Origin of the sequence: Glutamicibacter sp. V16R2B1 (genome assembly GCF_005774635.1) — a bacterium.
GTDB classification, from domain to species: Bacteria; Actinomycetota; Actinomycetes; order Actinomycetales; family Micrococcaceae; genus Glutamicibacter; species Glutamicibacter creatinolyticus.
This window is the reverse complement of record NZ_VATX01000014.1, coordinates 1-18,055: the sequence shown is the minus strand read 5'-3', so window position 1 is coordinate 18,055 and position 18,055 is coordinate 1. Positions and strand designations below refer to the sequence as shown.

General features: G+C 63.1%; 18 protein-coding genes and 1 tRNA gene. 9 read left to right on the top strand and 10 right to left on the bottom strand.

Annotated features, from left to right (window positions below):
* Nucleotides 1-74: 74 nt before the first annotated feature.
* Together FDN03_RS09755 and FDN03_RS09750 are read left to right on the top strand one after the other, a co-directional pair.
* Nucleotides 75-1,067, top strand: coding sequence for a bile acid:sodium symporter family protein (locus FDN03_RS09755; RefSeq protein WP_138176431.1), 993 nt, complete (start codon nucleotides 75-77; stop codon nucleotides 1,065-1,067).
* Nucleotides 1,068-1,151: 84 nt separating this feature from the next.
* Complete coding sequence (locus FDN03_RS09750) at nucleotides 1,152-2,039, top strand: DMT family transporter (protein ID WP_138176429.1); 888 nt, start codon at nucleotides 1,152-1,154, stop codon at nucleotides 2,037-2,039.
* Nucleotides 2,040-2,099: 60 nt separating this feature from the next.
* Here FDN03_RS09750 and FDN03_RS09745 read toward each other — a convergent pair whose 3' ends face one another.
* The gene (locus FDN03_RS09745; RefSeq protein ID WP_054820821.1) at nucleotides 2,100-2,306 is read right to left on the bottom strand and encodes a hypothetical protein; all 207 of its coding nucleotides are present in this window, start codon (nucleotides 2,304-2,306) and stop codon (nucleotides 2,100-2,102) included.
* A 182-nt stretch (nucleotides 2,307-2,488) separates the two neighbouring features.
* Between FDN03_RS09745 and FDN03_RS09740 the strand changes: the two genes are divergently transcribed.
* Both FDN03_RS09740 and FDN03_RS09735 read left to right on the top strand, forming a co-directional pair.
* Nucleotides 2,489-3,034 carry a peptidylprolyl isomerase gene (locus tag FDN03_RS09740; protein ID WP_138176427.1) on the top strand — a complete coding sequence of 182 codons (546 nt, stop codon included), beginning with the start codon at nucleotides 2,489-2,491 and terminating at the stop codon, nucleotides 3,032-3,034.
* Nucleotides 3,035-3,382: 348 nt separating this feature from the next.
* Complete coding sequence (locus FDN03_RS09735; protein ID WP_246049659.1) at nucleotides 3,383-4,006, top strand: rhomboid family intramembrane serine protease; 624 nt, start codon at nucleotides 3,383-3,385, stop codon at nucleotides 4,004-4,006.
* Nucleotides 4,007-4,576: 570 nt separating this feature from the next.
* Here FDN03_RS09735 and FDN03_RS09730 read toward each other — a convergent pair.
* Nucleotides 4,577-5,188, bottom strand: a complete 612-nt coding sequence (locus tag FDN03_RS09730) for a LysE/ArgO family amino acid transporter (RefSeq protein ID WP_138176423.1) — start codon at nucleotides 5,186-5,188, stop codon at nucleotides 4,577-4,579.
* Nucleotides 5,189-5,259: 71 nt separating this feature from the next.
* Between FDN03_RS09730 and FDN03_RS09725 the strand changes: the two genes are divergently transcribed.
* A complete protein-coding gene (locus FDN03_RS09725) occupies nucleotides 5,260-6,144 on the top strand; it encodes an ArgP/LysG family DNA-binding transcriptional regulator (RefSeq protein ID WP_138176421.1) in 885 nt (294 codons plus the stop codon).
* Nucleotides 6,145-6,181: 37 nt separating this feature from the next.
* Here FDN03_RS09725 and FDN03_RS09720 read toward each other — a convergent pair whose 3' ends face one another.
* Entirely contained in the window at nucleotides 6,182-6,433 is a 252-nt protein-coding gene (locus FDN03_RS09720) for a cell division protein CrgA (protein ID WP_054820827.1), read from the bottom strand.
* Nucleotides 6,434-6,636: 203 nt separating this feature from the next.
* Between FDN03_RS09720 and FDN03_RS09715 the strand changes: the two genes are divergently transcribed.
* The 3 genes from FDN03_RS09715 to FDN03_RS09710 are packed head-to-tail and all read left to right on the top strand — an operon-like array spanning nucleotide 6,637 to nucleotide 8,216.
* Nucleotides 6,637-7,401, top strand: a complete 765-nt coding sequence (locus tag FDN03_RS09715) for a class E sortase (RefSeq protein WP_138176419.1) — start codon at nucleotides 6,637-6,639, stop codon at nucleotides 7,399-7,401.
* Between the two features lie 9 nt (nucleotides 7,402-7,410).
* The gene (locus tag FDN03_RS16430) at nucleotides 7,411-7,578 is read left to right on the top strand and encodes a hypothetical protein (RefSeq protein WP_171021201.1); all 168 of its coding nucleotides are present in this window, start codon (nucleotides 7,411-7,413) and stop codon (nucleotides 7,576-7,578) included.
* Complete coding sequence (locus FDN03_RS09710; RefSeq protein WP_138176417.1) at nucleotides 7,575-8,216, top strand: gamma-glutamyl-gamma-aminobutyrate hydrolase family protein; 642 nt, start codon at nucleotides 7,575-7,577, stop codon at nucleotides 8,214-8,216. Before FDN03_RS16430 ends, FDN03_RS09710 begins: the two co-directional genes overlap by 4 nt.
* A gap of 28 nt (nucleotides 8,217-8,244) precedes the next feature.
* Here FDN03_RS09710 and pknB read toward each other — a convergent pair whose 3' ends face one another.
* The 7 genes from pknB to FDN03_RS09675 are packed head-to-tail and all read right to left on the bottom strand — an operon-like array spanning nucleotide 8,245 to nucleotide 17,464.
* On the bottom strand, nucleotides 8,245-10,095 hold the full coding sequence (gene pknB / locus FDN03_RS09705) for a Stk1 family PASTA domain-containing Ser/Thr kinase (protein ID WP_138176415.1): 1,851 nt from the start codon (nucleotides 10,093-10,095) through the stop codon (nucleotides 8,245-8,247).
* Complete coding sequence (locus FDN03_RS09700; RefSeq protein WP_349291712.1) at nucleotides 10,095-11,891, bottom strand: protein kinase; 1,797 nt, start codon at nucleotides 11,889-11,891, stop codon at nucleotides 10,095-10,097. The genes pknB and FDN03_RS09700 overlap by 1 nt, the downstream gene beginning before the upstream one ends.
* A gap of 20 nt (nucleotides 11,892-11,911) precedes the next feature.
* Nucleotides 11,912-13,363: a penicillin-binding transpeptidase domain-containing protein gene (locus tag FDN03_RS09695; protein ID WP_138176412.1), complete on the bottom strand. Its 1,452-nt coding sequence runs from the start codon at nucleotides 13,361-13,363 to the stop codon at nucleotides 11,912-11,914.
* Entirely contained in the window at nucleotides 13,363-14,748 is a 1,386-nt protein-coding gene (locus FDN03_RS09690) for an FtsW/RodA/SpoVE family cell cycle protein (RefSeq protein WP_054821388.1), read from the bottom strand. The genes FDN03_RS09695 and FDN03_RS09690 overlap by 1 nt, the downstream gene beginning before the upstream one ends.
* Nucleotides 14,745-16,142 carry a PP2C family serine/threonine-protein phosphatase gene (locus FDN03_RS09685; RefSeq protein ID WP_138176410.1) on the bottom strand — a complete coding sequence of 466 codons (1,398 nt, stop codon included), beginning with the start codon at nucleotides 16,140-16,142 and terminating at the stop codon, nucleotides 14,745-14,747. Before FDN03_RS09685 ends, FDN03_RS09690 begins: the two co-directional genes overlap by 4 nt.
* 3 nt (nucleotides 16,143-16,145) lie before the next feature.
* On the bottom strand, nucleotides 16,146-16,625 hold the full coding sequence (locus tag FDN03_RS09680) for an FHA domain-containing protein (protein WP_054821811.1): 480 nt from the start codon (nucleotides 16,623-16,625) through the stop codon (nucleotides 16,146-16,148).
* Nucleotides 16,622-17,464 (bottom strand): DUF3662 and FHA domain-containing protein, encoded by an 843-nt coding sequence (locus FDN03_RS09675; RefSeq protein WP_138176408.1) that lies wholly within the window; start codon nucleotides 17,462-17,464, stop codon nucleotides 16,622-16,624. The genes FDN03_RS09680 and FDN03_RS09675 overlap by 4 nt, the downstream gene beginning before the upstream one ends.
* A 268-nt stretch (nucleotides 17,465-17,732) precedes the next feature.
* On the opposite strand from FDN03_RS09675, the gene FDN03_RS09670 reads away from it, so the two are divergent.
* Nucleotides 17,733-17,816 (top strand) — tRNA-Leu (locus tag FDN03_RS09670).
* The last annotated feature ends 239 nt before the right edge of the window (nucleotides 17,817-18,055 follow it).

Below are 18,055 nucleotides of genomic sequence, written 5' to 3'. Positions count from 1 at the left end.
TGGCCGCTTCATGAACCGCTCGGCTCCCCGGGATGAACTTCGCGTTCGTGCACCGCCGTGCCATGATATTGCACATGCCCACGCACGACCCATATACCGCTGATGCCGCGCAGGAAAACGAAACCCGCAGTTCACGCACCGCGGTACTGCTCTTTCCGGCCCTGATCCTGCTTGGCGGGCTGACCGGCATGCTGATGCCCGCAGCCTTCCAGCCGCTCTCCCCGTTGATTAATCCGCTGCTGATGGTGATCATGTTCGGCATGGGACTGACCCTGACCCTGCCGGACTTCGGGATGGTGCTGCGTCATCCGCTTCCGGTGCTGGGCGGGGTCTGCGCCCAGTTTGTCATCATGCCGCTGGTGGGTTGGGCCATCGCCGCGCTGCTGGGCCTGGATCCCGCGCTGGCCGCCGGCGTCATCCTGGTCGGCTGTGCCCCCGGCGGCACCGCCTCCAATGTCGTGACCTACCTGGCACGCGGCAATGTGGCACTGTCCGTGGCCATGACCAGTGTCTCCACCCTGCTGGCACCACTGCTCACTCCCCTGCTCACGCTTTGGCTGGCCGGGCAGTACCTGCCGGTGGCTGCCGGGTCGATGGCCGGCACCGTAGTTCAAATTGTGCTGATTCCGGTCCTGCTGGGCCTGGTCATCCGGTTGCTGTTCAACCGGGCGGTGGAAGCCGTCCTCAAGGCCCTGCCCTGGGTTTCCGTACTGGCGATCGCGTTCGTGGTCACCATCATCGTTGCCGGCAGCGCCCAGACCATTTTGCAGGCCGGACTGCTGGTGCTGGTTGCGGTGATCCTGCACAACGCGGCAGGACTGCTGCTGGGTTATGGAGTCGGAGCCGCACTACGGTTGCCCGAGGGGTCCAAGCGCACCGTATCCATCGAAGTGGGAATGCAGAACTCGGGATTGGCCGCCGGATTGGCAACCCAGTACTTCTCCCCTGAAGCCGCTCTTCCAGGCGCGGTGTTCTCCGTCTGGCACAACCTCTCAGGAGCCCTCGTGGCCGCGTTCTGGCGACGTCGGCGCCAGAACGCCGAGGCAGCAGGCGCCTCCAAGAACTAGCCGGCCACAGGCGGCTACAGCACCTTGCGGCAACATAGGACTCGCGAGGCGGCCAACAGCGGCACGGAAATGTAGCCTTGATTGGTGACCATCCTTCTTGTGATCGTAGGCGTCCTGGGAGTCTCCGCCTCCGGCCCACTGATTGCGGCGTTTCCCGGTGTTCCCGTCTTGGCGATGGCCTTGTGGCGGAACTTCGGCGCCACCGCGGTGCTGGTGGCGCCGACACTGCACCGGGATCCGACCTCGTTTCGCCGCATGGGTCGACGCGAATGGGCCTTTTGCTCCATCGCCGGAGTCTGCTTGGCTTTGCACTTCGTCTGCTTCATGTACGCAGTGCGCATGACCTCGGTGGCTGCCGCAACGGCCTTGGTCTGCATCCAGGGTGTCTGGATTGTGGTGTTCCAACGGTTGCGGGGAGTTAGCTACACCCGCATGGTGTTCCTGGGAATTGCGCTGTCCATCACCGGCGTCGTGATCATCACCGGTTTTGATCTCGGGCAGGGGCGTGAGGCCATTATCGGTGACCTTCTGGCTATCCTCGGAGGAATGCTTGCAGGAGCATATACCCTAGCGGGGTCGGTGGCGCGGCGGACAATGTCAACCGGTGCCTATGCATCGGTCTGCTATGCCGTGACCTCCCTGGTACTGCTGGCGATTTGCCTCCTGGCCGGGGAGCGGATCTGGGGTTTTGACGCCTGGGGATGGTTTGGCATCGTCGCGCTCACCGTGTGTTCGCAGCTTCTGGGTCATACGGCCCTAAACCATTTGCTGAGCATCCTCGGTCCACTGACGGTCTCGACTCTCATTTTGCTCGAGATCCCCGGTGCGGCATTCATCGCGGCGCTGATGATCGGCCAGCTCGTGCCCGCCGGAACCATTCTGGGCCTGATCGTGATCCTCGGCGGCCTAGTTCTCGTGGTCCGCGGACAAGCCAAGCCCGAGCCACCCACTGTGCCTCTCGAATCACCGTAAAACTAGTCAAGCACGTGCATTCCCTTAAAGGAATACACGTGCTTGGCTTGGTCTTTTTTGCTATTCGGACGCCAGCTTGCGAATGTCTTCGGTCTCGGCTTCCGTGGACTTTGCCACCGGAGACTGCGGCTCAGTCGAAGGGGCCGGCATTTGCCAGGGGTCTTCAATCGGCTTTGACGCCTTCCACACCGCTACTAACGCGGCAACGGCCGCGGCGAGCACACCGATCATCATGAACTTGCCGAACCCGAACTTCTTCTTTTCCATGTGAACTCCTTTAGCTAGGCCACGCGCTGGCCCAATGGAAGACCTTCGACTCATCCAGCCTATGCACTTTCTCCCTGTCGCACCATGCGGGAATCGCCAGACCACGCCTTTACGGCGTTTTTCACTCAACGCGTACAGGTGTCTTTGGCGGTCGCCGGTCTCAACGTGGGAGAATAAGGAGCATGACCGCAATTGCAACGCATAAAGCCACAATCCACACCAATAAGGGCGACATCGTCGTCAACCTCTTTGGCAACCACGCCCCGAAGACCGTGAAGAACTTCGTGGGACTGTCCACCGGTGAGCAGGAATGGGTGCATCCCGAAACTGGCGATAAGAAGACCGATACCCCGCTGTACAACGGCACGATCTTCCACCGCATCATTTCCGACTTCATGATTCAGGGCGGCGATCCGCTGGGCCAGGGCTTTGGCGGCCCCGGCTACCAGTTTGATGACGAGATCAACCCTGAGCTGGACTTCAACGCGCCCTACAAGCTGGCCATGGCGAACGCCGGCATTCGCATGGGTCGTGGAACCAACGGATCCCAGTTCTTCATCACCACCGTTCCCACCACCTGGCTGCAGGGCAAGCACACCATCTTCGGTGAGGTTGTTGACGAGGACTCGCGCAAGATCGTTGACTCGCTGAACGCAGTGGCCACCGACGGGCGTGACAAGCCGCTTGAGGACGTCGTCATCGATTCGATCGATATCGAGACCCTCTAGGATCTTCGCGTCATCGACGCCGCGGGCTCCGGTCGCCATTGAAGTGGCGGGCGGAGCCCATACCTTTAACGTCCCCGCCGCTTCCCCAACACTAAATATCTGAGGAACACCCCCATGTCCTACGGGCAAGTCTCACCGGAATCAACGCAGGTACCGACGTGCTACCGGCATCCAGACCAGATCTCCTACGTGTCCTGCCATCGATGTGGGCGACCAGTATGCCCACGGTGCCAGGTCTCTGCCCCGGTAGGGGTGCAATGCATTGAGTGTGTCCGCAACGCCAACAGGGCCATACCCAGTGCGAAGACCGAGTTTGGTGGGACCGCCCGCTCGAGTGCAAAACCGGTGGTGACCTACACCCTGATCGGCGTAAATTTGCTGATATATGTCCTGCAATGGGTCATCCCCAATTTCACGCAGCAAATAGTGCTCGTCGGCGCACTGGCTTACTGGGAGCCCTGGCGTGTACTGACCAGCGCTTTCGCCCACTCGCAGGGGTCTTTGCTGCATATCGCCATGAATATGTACGGCGTGTATATCTGCGGGGTGCTGCTGGAACCGCGTCTTGGACGCATGCGCTTTGGCTGGCTCTATTTCCTCTCGGCCTTGGGTGGTTCTCTGGGCGTCTTGCTTCTCAGTGACCCGTACACTGCGACTTTGGGTGCATCGGGAGCGCTCTCGGGTTTGTTCCTGGCCTTGTTTGTGGTTTTCCGTACCAACCGGACCGCGTTGCGCCAAATGGGAATTGTCCTACTGCTAAATGTCGTTATGGGCTTCGTGGTGCCCGGAATCTCCTGGCAAGGCCACCTAGGCGGAGCAGTGCTTGGCCTAGCTGCCGCAGCGTCCATCGTACTTATCCCCAAGGGATCCCAGCGGACGACCTTGCAATTTGTTCTGCTCGGTATTCTCAGCGTGGTGGTAACGGGCATGCTCTATCTGGCAGCGGTGACCGTTCGTTTTCCACTGGCCTAGTTCGAACACTACTCCAGTGCCTTATCCACACTGCTTATCCACACTGTTAATAACTTACACACATGTAATTCCCGAGCCGAACCGGGTTGTTAGATGCCGTGGATCCCCTTGTTGCCGGGGCTGGAGGGCAGACGTTCAACTATTTTACACAGGAATCTCCACACCTGTGGATAACTTTTAAACAGGGCCTGTAGATTCACGTTTTCCGAGCATGGAAGCATTCGGATCGCCTGATTCGAATTTTTAAACGACTCAAGGCTGACATGTACTTATATGGACTTCTGGTGACTCAAAGTGCTCGTATCCACAGCGGTAATCCACACTGTTAATAACTTACAGGCGTGTAATTCCCCTCCCTCCACTTCCCGGGATCCCCGGGTTTTCGGTTCTTTTGGGGGAGGCGCCGACGGACTTCTCCCCAGCTGTGGATAACTTTGTGAACAAGTTGTCGCGAAAGATTCCCACAGGTGCTGTGGATAGATGTGGGGAGCTGTTGATAACTGCGCAATCAAATCGCCCGCCTATTAGGCAAGGAGGATGTCGCCGGCGGCTCGGGGCGGGATTTTCCGCCTAGAACAGGGGGAGGATCAGGCGGATCGCAAAGTAGAGCATGAACAGGCAGATGAACCCGTCGAGCAATTGCCAAGCGCGTGGCTTGGCGAAGATGCGCGCCAAATAACGCGAGCCAACACCGAGGGCCATGAACCAGACCAAGCTGGCGACGATGGCACCAGCACCAAACTGCCAACGGGCACCGGCAAATGAGTTGCCGATAGAACCCAAGAGCAGAACGGTATCAACGTAGACGTGAGGGTTGAGCCAGGTGAGGGCGAGGGTGGTCAACGCCACTCTCCATGCCGAGGATTCGCTGGGGGAGTTCTTGGTAGCCATGCTCGTGGGAGAGAGCGCGCGGCGTAGCGCGAAGAGGGCATAGAGTGCCAGAAAAAGTGCTCCACCTATGCGTGCCGCACTCATGATCCATTCCGCGCGCTCTATCAGGGCACCCAGGCCGGCAATACCCGCAGAGATCAGGACAATGTCCGAGAGCATGCAGATGATGATCGCCACCCAAACGTGCTGACGAGTGATTCCCTGGCGCAGGATGAAGGCATTTTGGGCGCCGATCGCGACGATGAGCGACAGTCCGGTGCCGAAGCCCAACAGGGCAGGTGTAGCAAGCATGTAGCAACAGTAGAAAAACCCCAGAACTGTTGTCGAACTTAAAAGTCTTAGGACACTTTAGAGTTGCTAATGTGAACTTCGATTTTGAGCAGCTGGAGACTCTTCTGGCAGTCATCGAGGCTGGCAGCTTCGATGGCGCCGCCATTGACCTGGGGATCAGCGCTTCAGCGGTGAGTCAGCGCATGAAGGCACTGGAGAAACGGGCCGGGACCATTCTCGTGTTGCGTAGTAAGCCGGTGCGGCCCACCGAGCCCGGTGTCACGGTGCTGCGCTACGCGCGCCAGATCGTCTCCCTGGGCAGAGAGCTGAACACGCATCTGGGGGAAGGGGAGCATGCGGAAACGCCCCAACGGATCACCATTGGCGTCAATGCCGATTCCCTGGCAACTTGGTTCATCGACGTTCTGCGGGAACTGGGTCGCCGCGAGGACCTCATTTGTGATTTGCGCAGGGGAGATGAGCACCGTAACGCGGAACTGCTGAGGAAGGGCGAGGTCAGTGGGGTGGTGACGACCAGCGCCGATGCGGTGCAAGGATGCGCGGTGCAAAAGTTGGGAACCATGCGCTACTGGGCGGTGGCATCACCGGAATTCATTGCCCGCCGAGACGGGATGGCGCCACGTGACTGGCTGGCGGTGGCCCCGGTGGTGATCTTTGACCGCGACGATCCGCTGCAAGCCCAGCTGCGTGGACGAGTAACCGGACAGTCAACGTGGGACGGAGTGGCGACGCACTACGTCCCGGATTCGTGGCGTTATGCTACGGCAATTGAGGCAGGTATGGGCTGGGGGATGCTGCCGGAACTGCAGCTGCGGCAGCTGCCTGAGCTGCACCGTCTTGACGATGCATGGAGCATTGAGGTGCCGCTGTACTGGCAACGGTGGTCCATGGGTTCGCGGGCACTGGACAGTTTCGGTCGGATTCTGATGTCCGCGGCACAGGCCGCCGGGCTTTAGGCTGTCTACGCTGCGGACCACAGCGGTGTCGCGGAAACTATTTCCAATTTGTGGTCATGAAGAAGCCGATCATGGCAATGCCAAAACCGATCACGATGTTCCAGCCACCAATGTTGGGGATGGGGAAGAGCGTCTGCGAAATGTAGTACACCATGACCCAGACCAGGCCAAGGAGCATCAGCCCGAACATTACCGGCTTGTACCAAACCGGATTCGGGCTCTCAGCGCTGCGCGCCGCGCGCTCCGCGGCGGCCTGGGGCTTCTTCGTGCGACGCTTCGATTCCGGCAATGTATAGCTCCCTAGCTTCATCAGCTCATTGTATTAAACAGGACTCGCCACGGCGTTCCCGGTAGTCTTAGGAACGAAGTATCACCGACAAGACGATACTTCGCGTAGCTTCCATACTAGCCGTTGCGCCGCTTCCCGCGGGGGCTAACTGGCTATGATGCGAACAACTTTGCTCCAAGTATCCCGTGCTAAGGACCGCCCCTTTGAACCGAACGCTTGCCCGGCCCGGACGCCGAACCGACCGCCGTCCCGTCAGCGTGGGCAATCGTCTGCTCGGGTTTTTCGGGGAACTGCTGATCACCCTCGGAATCGTGTTGATGCTCTTCGTTGTGTGGGAATTATGGTGGACGAATATTGACTCGGCCCACGCGCAGAAACAGGCCACCGGTGAGCTGGTGCAAAGCCTGGGCGAAGTGAACATCCCCGAGACGGTGGATGAAAAGGACTACGGCCCGGCCCCCGTTACGGAGATCGCCGATGCAGAGACCTTCGGAATCATGTATTTTCCGCAGTTTGGCCGAAATGGAACGCATCATCCGGTCACCAACGGAGTGGGCAGCGATGTGATCGACAGCGTGGGCATCGGCCACTATCCCAAGACCCAGAAGCCGGGGGAGCAGGGCAACTTCGCGGTCGCGGCCCACCGCCAGACGCACGGACAGGTTTTCTGGGACATCGACAAGCTCGGGGACGGCGACAAGGTCTACCTGCAGACCAGGCAGGGGTACTACACCTACACCTGGCGCAAAACCGAGATCGTCCCGCCCAGCGCCGGAGAAGTGCTGTTGCCGGTGCCCCACGAGTACGGAGCCGAACCGACCACCTCGATCCTGACCATGACCAGCTGCCATCCGCCGTTCACCACCCGTGAACGGATCATCGCCTACTCAGAACTGACCAGCTGGCGACCGCTGGAGGCGGGGCCTCCCGAGGAGATCCGGAACTTGGTCAAGGACGCCACGAGCTAGGAGTAGGAAATGTATTCATGGATTTTTCGTAATTTGCCCGGACCGCTGTGGTTTCGCGTCATCCAGGCACTGATTCTGATTGCCGCAGTCGTACTATTACTGATGGTGTATGTTTTCCCGTGGCTGAGCCAGTTCAGCCCCTTTACCGAGTCGACGATTGGTTTGAGGATACTGTGAGTGCGACAAAGATCCTGGTGATCGACAACTACGACAGCTTTGTCTACACCCTCGTCGGATACCTGCAGGAGCTGGGGGCGCAGACCACGGTCATCCGCAACGACGACCGGGACCTTTCCGGGGCCATTGCGCTGGCCCAGGAGCATGACGGGGTGCTCATCTCGCCTGGGCCGGGGGATCCGGCCGGGGCCGGGGTCAGCATTGACCTGATCAAATGGTGCGGCGAGCACAACAAGCCGATGCTTGGGGTCTGCCTGGGGCATCAGGCCCTCGCCGAGGCCTACGGTGGCACGGTGACCCACGCCGAACAGCTGATGCACGGCAAGACCTCGCTGGTGCGTCATGCTGAGCACCCGGTCTTCGCGCAGGTGGCCAACCCGTTCACGGCAACCCGCTACCACTCACTGGCCGCGGTGCGCTCCACGATCCCGCAGGAACTGGAAATCATCTGCGAAACCGAGGACGGGGTAGTGATGGGTCTGGCGCACCGCACCGCGCCGCTTTGGGGGCTGCAGTACCACCCGGAATCGGTGCTGACCCAGGATGGCTACCTGATGCTGGGCAACTGGCTGCAGTTTGTGGGGCTCGAGGGAGCCGCTGCCAAAGCCGCCGGGCTCAGCCCGCTCTTCTCCGCGTAGCCTCCCGCCCGGGGCGGGAGACAGGGAGCTAGTCCTCCTTGGCCGATGGCGAAGGGCTCTCGCTGGGGGATTCGCTGGACTCAGCCGATTCATCCGGCGATGGGCTGGAAGAGGCGGCCGCCCGGGCGATGGTCAGCTGGATGGTGCTGCCCTGTTCCACATCCTCGTTCGGGCCGGAGGACTGCTCGAGCACGGTGTCGACGGCTTCGCTGCTCTCCTCATAGGTGTACTGCACCTTCAGGCCGAGGTCATCGGCCTCGAGCTTCGCCTTGGCGTCATCCAGGCTGGACCCGGTGACATCCGGGACGGTGACCTTGCCGGTGGACAGGATCAGGTCTACCTGCGAGCCGACCTTGACCTTGGAACCCATTTCCGGGCTGGTCTGCACCACCCAGTCGGTGGGGATGCTTGGATGGTTGATCCTGGTGACTTCGCCAACTTCCAGCCCGGCTTCACGCAGTGCCTCGCGCGCGGCGACCTCGGTCTGGTTTGCCAGCGAATCGGGGATGGTGCGCTGTTCAGAGCCGTCGGAGATGTACAGGCGCACCAGGCTTTCCTTGGGCACCGAGGCACCGCTCTTCGGGTCGGTGCGCACCACCAGGTCCTCGTCGACGGCGTCGCTGTATTCGTGCTCCACCTGCACGTTCAGGTTCAGCGCGGTCAGCTGGGCGGTGGCTTCCTCCTCGGAGAGCTTTGCCACGTTCGGGATGCCCACCGGGGCGTTGCGCTCCTGGTCCAGCTGGACCATCCGGTAGACCATGAAGCCGGCGACAATGACCGCGATCGCGGCAATGATGGAGATCAGCCAGAACATGCCGCGGTTGGACTTGGGCCGCCGGGTCGCGTCGTGCAGCTGCTGGCGGCTGGCGAACACCGGGTGCTCGTCGGTGGGCGGACGGGTGGCGGACGCATCGTATGCGGCGGCCTCGGCGTCCATCGCCTGGGTCGGCTCCTGGTAGAGGGCGACCGTGGGCTGGGTGTTGGTGGCCAGCTGCGGGTCTTGGTAGGGGATGCCGTGCAACGCGTCGTCCAGGGCCCGGGACAGGTCCGCGGCCGAGTCGAAGCGGTCGTCGCGTTCCTTGGCCAGCGCCTTGAGCACCACAGCATCGTAGATCTGTGGAACGTCCGGGTTTGCCTCGCTGGGCGGCACCGGGTCCTCGCCGACGTGCTGGTACGCCACCGATACCGGGGAGTCCCCGGTGAAGGGTGGCTCGTGCACCAGCAGTTCATAGAGCAGGCAGCCGGCGGAGTAGATGTCGGTGCGGTGGTCCACGATCTCCCCGCGTGCCTGCTCCGGGGAGAGGTACTGGGCGGTGCCCACCACCGCGGCGGTCTGGGTCATCGTGGCCGAGGAGTCGTTCACGGCCCGGGCGATGCCGAAGTCCATGAGCTTGACGTGCCCGTCGTCGGTGACCATGACGTTGGCCGGCTTGATGTCCCGGTGCACCACGTGGTTCGCGTGCGAGTGCTCCAGCGCCTGGCAGACCCCGTGCATCACGTCCACGGCGAACTCGGGTTCGATCCGCTCTTCCTTCAGCATTTGGCGCAGCGTGCGACCGGTGACGTACTCCATCACGATGTAGGGCAGCTCATCGGGCCGGGTGTCCCCGGCCGGGATGACCCCGGTGTCGTAGACGCCCACGATGTTCGGGTGGCTGAGCCCGGCCACCGCCTTGGCCTCACGCTCAAAGCGCGCCACCACCATCGAATCGCGCGCCATGTCCGGGCGCAGCAGCTTGATGGCGACCTTCCGGGAAAGCACCCGGTCCATGCCCAGGTACACGTCCGCCATCCCGCCGCGCCCGATCAGCGACTGCAGCTCGTAGCGCCCAGCCACCAGGTCGGGCACGCCCGGCGGAAGCACTGACTGTTCGTTCATCAGTTATCTTCCGTGGCCGATGCAGTGGGCGAGGAGGAGGGGGCGGCGGCAGGGGAGGAAGTCTCGGCCGGTGCCGAGGAGGTGGCTTCGGTCGGCTCGGGGCTGGGCTCCGGGCCGGAGGAGATGACCAGGCTGACCTTGCTCCCCGGGGCCTGGCTGCTGCCGGCGGCCGGGCTCTGGCTCAGCACGGTGCCGGCCGGCTCGTCGCTGGCACGCTCGGTCACCGAGCCGACCGACAGGCCGGCCTGTTTCAGCTGCGACCTGGCGGCACTGGAGGACTGGCCGACCACGCCGGGCACCTCCACGGTTTCCGGGGCAATGGCGTAGGTGACCCGCACGGTCGAGCCCGCGTTGACGGTGCCCATCGGGGAAATGTCGGTGACGTTGCCCGGATCCTCGTCCTGCATGGGCCGAGCCACCGCGTCCACCTTCAGGCCCAGGTCCCGCAGCTGCGCGGTGACCGCATCAATGTGCTGGCCGAGCAAGGCGTTGCTGACCTGCACGGTCTTCGGCGACTGCGCATCCTCGGAAGGGGAGCTGGCGGCGGTGGTGCTCTGCGTCGGCTCGGTGGTTTCCTCGCTCGGCTCGCTGCTGGTCTCGCTCGCGCTCACCGTGGGGGAGACGCTGGACTCATCATCGTCGCTGGCGCCGGTGAACATCGGCATCAGCCAGGCGCCCAGGGCGATCAGCACCGCCAGGACGATGACCACGATCAGCGGGACCAGCCACGGGGCGCGCTTCCTCTCCTCCTGGTCGTGGGCGTCCTCGTTGTCGGCCAGCCCATCGGAGTCGAAGTCCTGGTAGCTGGAGGAGGCCTGCAGCGACTGGGTGGCCGCCGGGGTGACCGGCAGGGCGCTGGTGGCCGGGGCGGCAGCCTGCACCGTGGTGTCCTGGGTGGGCACCGCCTGGGTCTTCTCATCGTCCAGGTTCATCGCCTGGGTGGCGGTGTCCTCGATCCCGGTGCGCAGCATGCCCGGCACCGCGAGCACCGCGGTGTGCGTGTCCTCGTGGCGCAGGGCCTCGGCGGCGTCGGCCAGGGCGTTGGCGTTCTTCGGGCGGTCGGCCGGGTCCTTGGCCAGCATGGACATGATCAGCTGGCGCACCGGGGCCGGAATGGATTCGGGCAGCGGCGGGGGAGTGTCGTTGACCTGGGCCAGTGCGATGGCGATCTGGGATTCGCCGGTGAAGGGCCGGCGTCCGGCCAGCAGCTCGTAGCCGATGACACCCAGCGCGTAGATGTCCGAGCTGCCGGTGGCGGTCTGCCCGGTGGCCTGTTCCGGGGCCAGGTACTGGGCGGTGCCCATCACCTGGCCGGTGGCGGTCAGCGGGACCTGGTCGGCCAGTCGGGCGATGCCGAAGTCGGTGATCTTCACCTTGCCCGAGGGGGTGACCAGGATGTTGCCCGGCTTCACGTCACGGTGCACCAGCCCGTGCTCGTGCGCTGCGGCCAGGGCCCGGGCGGTTTGGGCGATCAGCGACAGCGTGCGGTCCACATCCAGCTTGCGGTCCCGTTCAATGATGGTTGACAGCGGCGGGCCGGGCACCAGTTCCATGACCAGGTAGGCCGAGCCCTCTTCCTCGCCGTAGTCGAAGACGCCGGCGATGCCCGGGTGGTTCAGCAGTGCGGTGTGCCGGGCCTCCACGCGGAAGCGCGTGAGGAAGCCCTCGTTGCCGGTGTACTCCTCCTTGAGGATCTTGATGGCCACCAGCCGACCCAGCACCTGGTCGCGAGCCTTCCAGACTTCGCCCATGCCACCGATCGCGATGCGGTCGGTCAGCTTGTAGCGACCTCCCAATGTAGTACCGGTAACTGGTCTCACTGGTTGAACACCGCCTCTGTCATTTGCTTCATAAGGGAAACCGCCAACCGGTGGTTCTTGTCGTAATCAATTCTTTCAAAGGCCACCGTGATGGCCACTTCGGGGTCATCGCCCGGGGCGAAGCCGGTCACCCAGGAGTTCACCGTGCGCCCCGGCTGGTCATCCGGCACATCCGCGGTGCCGGTCTTGACCCGCAGGTCCACGCCGGGCACGTTGGCCCGCATCGCTGTGCCGGACTGCACCGGGCCCTTCATCAGTTCGGCGACCTTGTTGGCCACCTCCTTGGTGGTGGCCGTGGAGAACTCCTTCGGCTTGGTCTCCTCCAGAACCCGCAGGTCCGGGGCGATGACCTTCTTGACCAGGTTCGGCTGCATGATCACCCCGTCGTTGGCGATGCCCATGGCGACCATGTTCATCTGCAGTGGGGTGGCCTGCACGTCACGCTGGCCAATGACCGACTGGGCCAGTTCGCCGGCGCTCATGTTGGGCTTGAACTGGCTTTCGGTCACCTTCAGCGGGATGTTCAGCTGTTGGTTGAAGCCGAAGCGCTCGGCCACGTCCTCGAACGGTGCCGAACCCAGCTTCTCGCTCATCTGCGCGAACGGCGTGTTGCAGCTCTGCGCGGTGATGAAGCGCAGATCCGCCTGCGTCCGGTTGGCGCAGATGCCCTCGGCGAAGTTGCTGATCTTCGCGCCCTGGATGTTCACCTGCTGCGGGTTGGGGACCGGGGTGTCCATGTCGTACTTCCCGGACTCCAGCCCGGTGACCAGATCCAGGATCTTGAAGGTCGATCCGGGGCTGAACCGGTTGCCCAGCGCCGGGTTGACGTAGGGGCTCAAACCCTTGACGCCGGTCAGCTTCTTCAGGTTCTCCGAGGCGGCCTTGGTGGAATGCACCGAGAGCTTGTTCGGGTTGTAGCTGGGCTTGGAGGCCATGGCCAACACGTCGCCGGTCTTCACATCGGTGACGATGATGGTGCCGCGCAGTCCGTCGGGCAGCATGTTGAACGCCTTGTGCTGCAGCTCGTCGTCGATGGTCAGCTCCACCGAGGCGCCCTCGGTGGTCTTGCCGGTGAACAGCGCGGAGAGCCGGTCAAAGAGCAGGTCGGAGCTCTTGCCGGTCAGCCAGTCGTTCAGTTCGCTTTCCAGATGAGTGGACATGTTGGCCAACGAGTAGAAGCCGGTCAGGTGCGCGTACACCTCCGGGTCGTTGTAGACGCGCTGGTAAGTGAACTGCCCGTCCTCGGTTGGCACCGACTCCGCGATCGGCTTGCCGTCCACCAGGATCGCCCCACGGGGCATGTCGAATTCACGGTACAGCTCACGCTTGTTCAGGGCGTTGCCCGCCAGCTGGTCGGCGGCGAAGAACTGGATGTAGCTCAGCGCCCCGAAACAGACCAGGAACATCACCATCAGGGCAACCCAAACGCGCCGAATGGCCTGATTCACTAGCTTTTCACCGCCTTCGGATCGCTGGCACCGGGGGTGGCCACTTCATCGGTCGGGCCCACATGCCCGGTCATTGGTCTGCGTGAGTTGTGGGAGATCAGCAGCAGCAGCGCCACAATGATCCAGTTCGCCAGCAGTGAGGATCCGCCGGCCGCCATGAACGGGGTGGCCAGACCGGTGAGCGGGATCAGCCGGGTGACCCCGCCAATGATCACGATGCACTGCAGCGCCAGGGTGAAGGACAGGCCGGTGGCCAGCAGCTTGCCGAAGCTGTCTCGCGATCCCAGTGCGGCGCGCAGCCCACGGGAGACCAGCAGCAGGTAGAGCATGATGATGGCGGCCACGCCGATCAGCCCCAGCTCCTCGCCGAAGGAGGCGATGATCATGTCCGAGTTGGCCAGCGGCACCCGGTAGGGCGAACCGTTGCCCAGCCCCGTGCCGATCAGCCCGCCGTCGGCCATGCCGAACAGGCCTTCGACGATCTGCATGCTGCCGCCGGTGGCGTAGTAGATGTCCGGGTTGAACGCGTCCAGCCAGGTGGTCAGGCGTCGGGTCACGTGGCTCATGGTGGTCGCGGCGAACACGCCGCCGACCGCCACCATCAGCAGGCCGATGACCACCCAGGAGATGCGGGCGGTGGCCACGTAGATCATCACGATGAACAGGCCGAAGAACAGGATCGAGGACCCCAGGTCGCGCTGGACCACCAGCACGCCGATGGACAGGATCCAGGCGACCACCATGGGCGCCATGTCCCGCATGCGCGGCAGCTGCATGGGACCGACCTTGCGCCCGGCCATCAGGATCAGGTCGCGGTTGGAGGAGAGATAGCCGGCGAAGAAGATCGACAGGGTGATCTTGGCCAGCTCACCGGGCTGCAGGGAGAACCCGGCCACCCGGATCCAGATCCGCGCGCCGTTGATGGTCACCCCGAGCCCGGGAATCATCGGAAGCAGCAGCAGCACAATGGATGCCAGCAGGGCGATATAGGTAAAGCGGCGCAGGTTGCGGTGATCGCGCACCGCCCACATCACCACCGCGGCGATGAGCATGGCGATGCCCGTCCACAGCAGCTGGCGGAACGATTGCTCCGTGGACTTTGCCAGGTCCAGGCGGTAGATCATGGCCAGACCCAGCGAGTTCAGGGCGATCGTGATCGGAAGTATTACCGGATCAGAATATTTGGCGAAAAGCCGCAATAGGATGTGGACCAGCAGCGCCAGGCCACTGAGGATCCCCATCTCCAACACGAAGCCGCTGCGGTCGGTTTCCTCGGTGGCGGTCCCGATCAGGTAGAAGGCGGCGAAGCCAACTCCCAGGGCGAGCACGAGCAGGAGGAGTTCGAAATTGCGCCGGGGAACCGGTGCTGTCTGCAATTCGCTCATTGCATGATCTCCTCACAGTAGGCGGGCACGGGTTCCTGGTCATTGTTCTGGTCGTCCCTGGCCGGGGCCTGCACCGGACATTTCTGCTTGGCGGTCACCAGCAGTTCGTGCACCATCGCCTGGGCGTGGTTCAGGTCCTGCGCGTAGAGCGAGGACTCGACCCGCTGACGCGAATAGGTGGGCAGGGCCTCGAGCGGGATATTGCTGACCGACTCCACCTCGGAGAGGGAGATCGGCCCCAATTCCTGGGGCACCCCGCGGTAGATGGCCACATTGCCGTCCTTGGGAGCCACGAAATACTGGGTTTGGGTCCACAGGTAGCCCCACGCGCCGACGATCACCACCAGCACGCTCATCAGGGTCAGCAGCGCCGGCAGGAACCAGCGTCGACGCGGGCCGTGGCTCTCGAGCGGGTCGAGCATGTCGCCCGCTTCCGGTGAACGGTGGGTGAGCAGGGCCGCGGCGCGGCGCTCACCGGTGCTCTGGGTTACCACCGGGATCTGCCCGGTCTGGGTGGCCAGGTCGGCGGCGCCCACCAGTACGTGCGGGCGCTGGGAGATCTCATGGCGGATCAGCGAGGCGCTGGCCTCGATGTCACCCTCCACGGCGATCGTCAGCTGTCCGGTGTCCGGTTCCGGCTCTCCGGAGACCGCCTGGACCGGGGGCAGGTCAGGAGTTTCGACAATGTCGAACAGGACGATGGTGACGTTGTCCGGCGCCCCGTTGTGCAGGGTCGTGGCCACCAGGTCGGCCGCGATCTCCTCCAGGTCCGCGGTGGTGCGCATCGCCTGCTCAATGATTTCGTCGGGCACCACATCGGTCAGGCCGTCGGAGCACAGCAGCCAGCGTTCACCGACCGCGGCCGGCAGCTGCTGGATGTCCAGTTCGGGGGAGGCATCCGAATCGCCAAGGACGCGCAGCAGCACGTTCTTGTGCGGGTGCACCGATGCTTCCTCGGGGCGGATTCGGCCTTCCTCGACCAGGCGCTGCACGAACGTGTGGTCCCGGCTGATCTGCTCGAACACCCCGTCCTTCAGGCGGTAGGCGCGCGAGTCGCCAATGTGCGCCAGGTGCAGCGTTTCCTCGGAGAGCAGCAACGAGGTCACGGTGGTGCCCATGCCCGAAAGCTTCGGGTTCGCGCCCACCAGTTCGTTCAGCACCAGGTTCGCCGCCTGGATCTCATCGGGCAGCGCGTTCTGCGGGTCCGGGGTGTAGCGGCGGTCCAGGTGGATCAAATCCAGCACGGTGGAGGCCGAAGCCACATCGCCACCGACATGCCCGCCCATGCCGTCGGCCAGCACCGCCAGGTACTCGCCAACGTAGGCCGAATCATCGTTCTTTGAACGCACTCGGCCTACGTCTGACAGGGCGGCAAACTTGAGCTTCAATGCCATAGGCTAGGCCTTCAACTCCAGCACAGTCTTGCCAATGCGGATCCGCTGGCCCAATTCCACGGGCTGCGGACGCGACAGCTGGTTCTCCCCGATAAAGGTGCCGTTGGTGGATCCCAGGTCCTCCAGGAACCAGCGTGAACCCTGCGGGAAGAGCCGGGCGTGGCGACCGGAGGCGTAGTCGTCTTCCAACACGACGGTTGCATCCTGGGCGCGCCCAAAGAGGATCGGCTGGCCGTCAAGCTTGATTTCGCGGCCGGAAAGTGGGCCTTCCACCACCTGCAGGGCGGTGGCCGTCTTGCGGGCGGTCGGTTCGGGTTCAGCCAGTGTCGGGTTCTTCTTGATCGCCCGGGCGCTGGGCTGGCCGGTGCGGGCGCGGGTCCCGATGACCAGGTCACGGCGCATGGCGCCCACGACGCTGAGCACCAGAAGCCACAGCAGAACCAGGAAGCCCAGGCGGAACAGGGCGAGCAGCAGGTCGTTCATGCGCGTCCCTTCTGCCCCTGGGCGATGAGTCGGAAGACAACCTTGGTCTTGCCCAGGGAAATGACCGAGCCATCGCCCACCCGGGTCTCGCCGTTGACCTTGCGGCCGTCGACGAAGGTGCCGTTGGTGGACCCCAGATCGAGCACCACGTAGTCATCTCCTCTTTGTTCGACACGGAAATGTTGCCGGGAAACGCCCGGGTCATCGATCGGGATGTCGGTGGAGGCTGAACGGCCCAGCACAATCGAATGATGGTGCAGGGCATAGCGCTGGCCATCAACCTCCAGCACGGCCTGTTTGGCCACCGGTGCCGGGGCGGCGCGTGCCGGTTCGGGGCGGGCCGCGGCCCGCGGCTGGGCGGTGGTGCGTGGCTGCTCGGCCGCCGGGGTTGCCGGAGCCGGTGCTGCGGCCGGTGTGGGAGCGGGAGCTGGATTCTTTACCGACGCGGAGGCGGCGGCGCCTGCCGCGCCTTCCTTGATGGAGGCGCTGATCTCGACTTCACCGCGGCGGCGGTCCTCTTCGCCCACGAAGTGAATGCGGATGTTGTCCCGCACCGAGTATCCCTGGCTCATCGCGTGCTCGGCGGTAACCTTGGCCATTTCGTTGACAACCGAGGAACCCCAGGCCTTGGCGGTCTGGTAGTCATCGTTGCTCAGGTGTACGACAAAGTCGTTGGGGGCAAGGCTGCGCCCTTCGCTGATGGCCAGGATGCCCCGGTCCATTTCATTGCGCAGGGCAGTAGTCAGTTCCACCGGTTTGATCTCCGCGCTGCTGTTGCCACGAAAGAAGCTGGTGACGACCTTCTCTAGACCACGTTCGACGTTGTCGAGAAAGCTCATTTCGAGCGCTCCTTTCTTAGATTCACGCATGTCGCAGGGCAAGTGCTTGGTTCCTGCGACCCGTGTGGCGCGGAACGTCTCTGTCGATCTTACTGTTTTCGGCTGTGGAAATGCAGGATGCCAACTGCACGCAGTCCGACGATACGGCAACGATTTGGACACCTAAAGAGTTTCAATTGTGTCGCTAACCACATTTGCCCATTTCGATTAGGAGAATCGAATCGAGTGTGTATAAGATTATTTTCGTTGCTGCGAGAGTAGCGAACAAGCGCGAGTGGCGGAATTGGTAGACGCGCTGGCTTCAGGTGCCAGTGCCCGCAAGGGCGTGGGGGTTCAAGTCCCCCCTCGCGCACACACCGGATATCCCGGGACATCACATAGTTGATGTCCCGGGATATTTCTTTAACCCAGGCCCCGCGAGCCAGTCTGGGGGCTATAGGCAATAAAGTGTGTCTGGCCCGGGCGTGTTCCAAGGCCAGACACCTTCAAGACCAGTGACTAGTAGCTGTTTCGAATCCAGCCTCTTCTGATGAACTGTCCATCTTCGGTACTAGCGCCGGTGCCATAAAGCTCCGGGCCGATTGGCTCGTC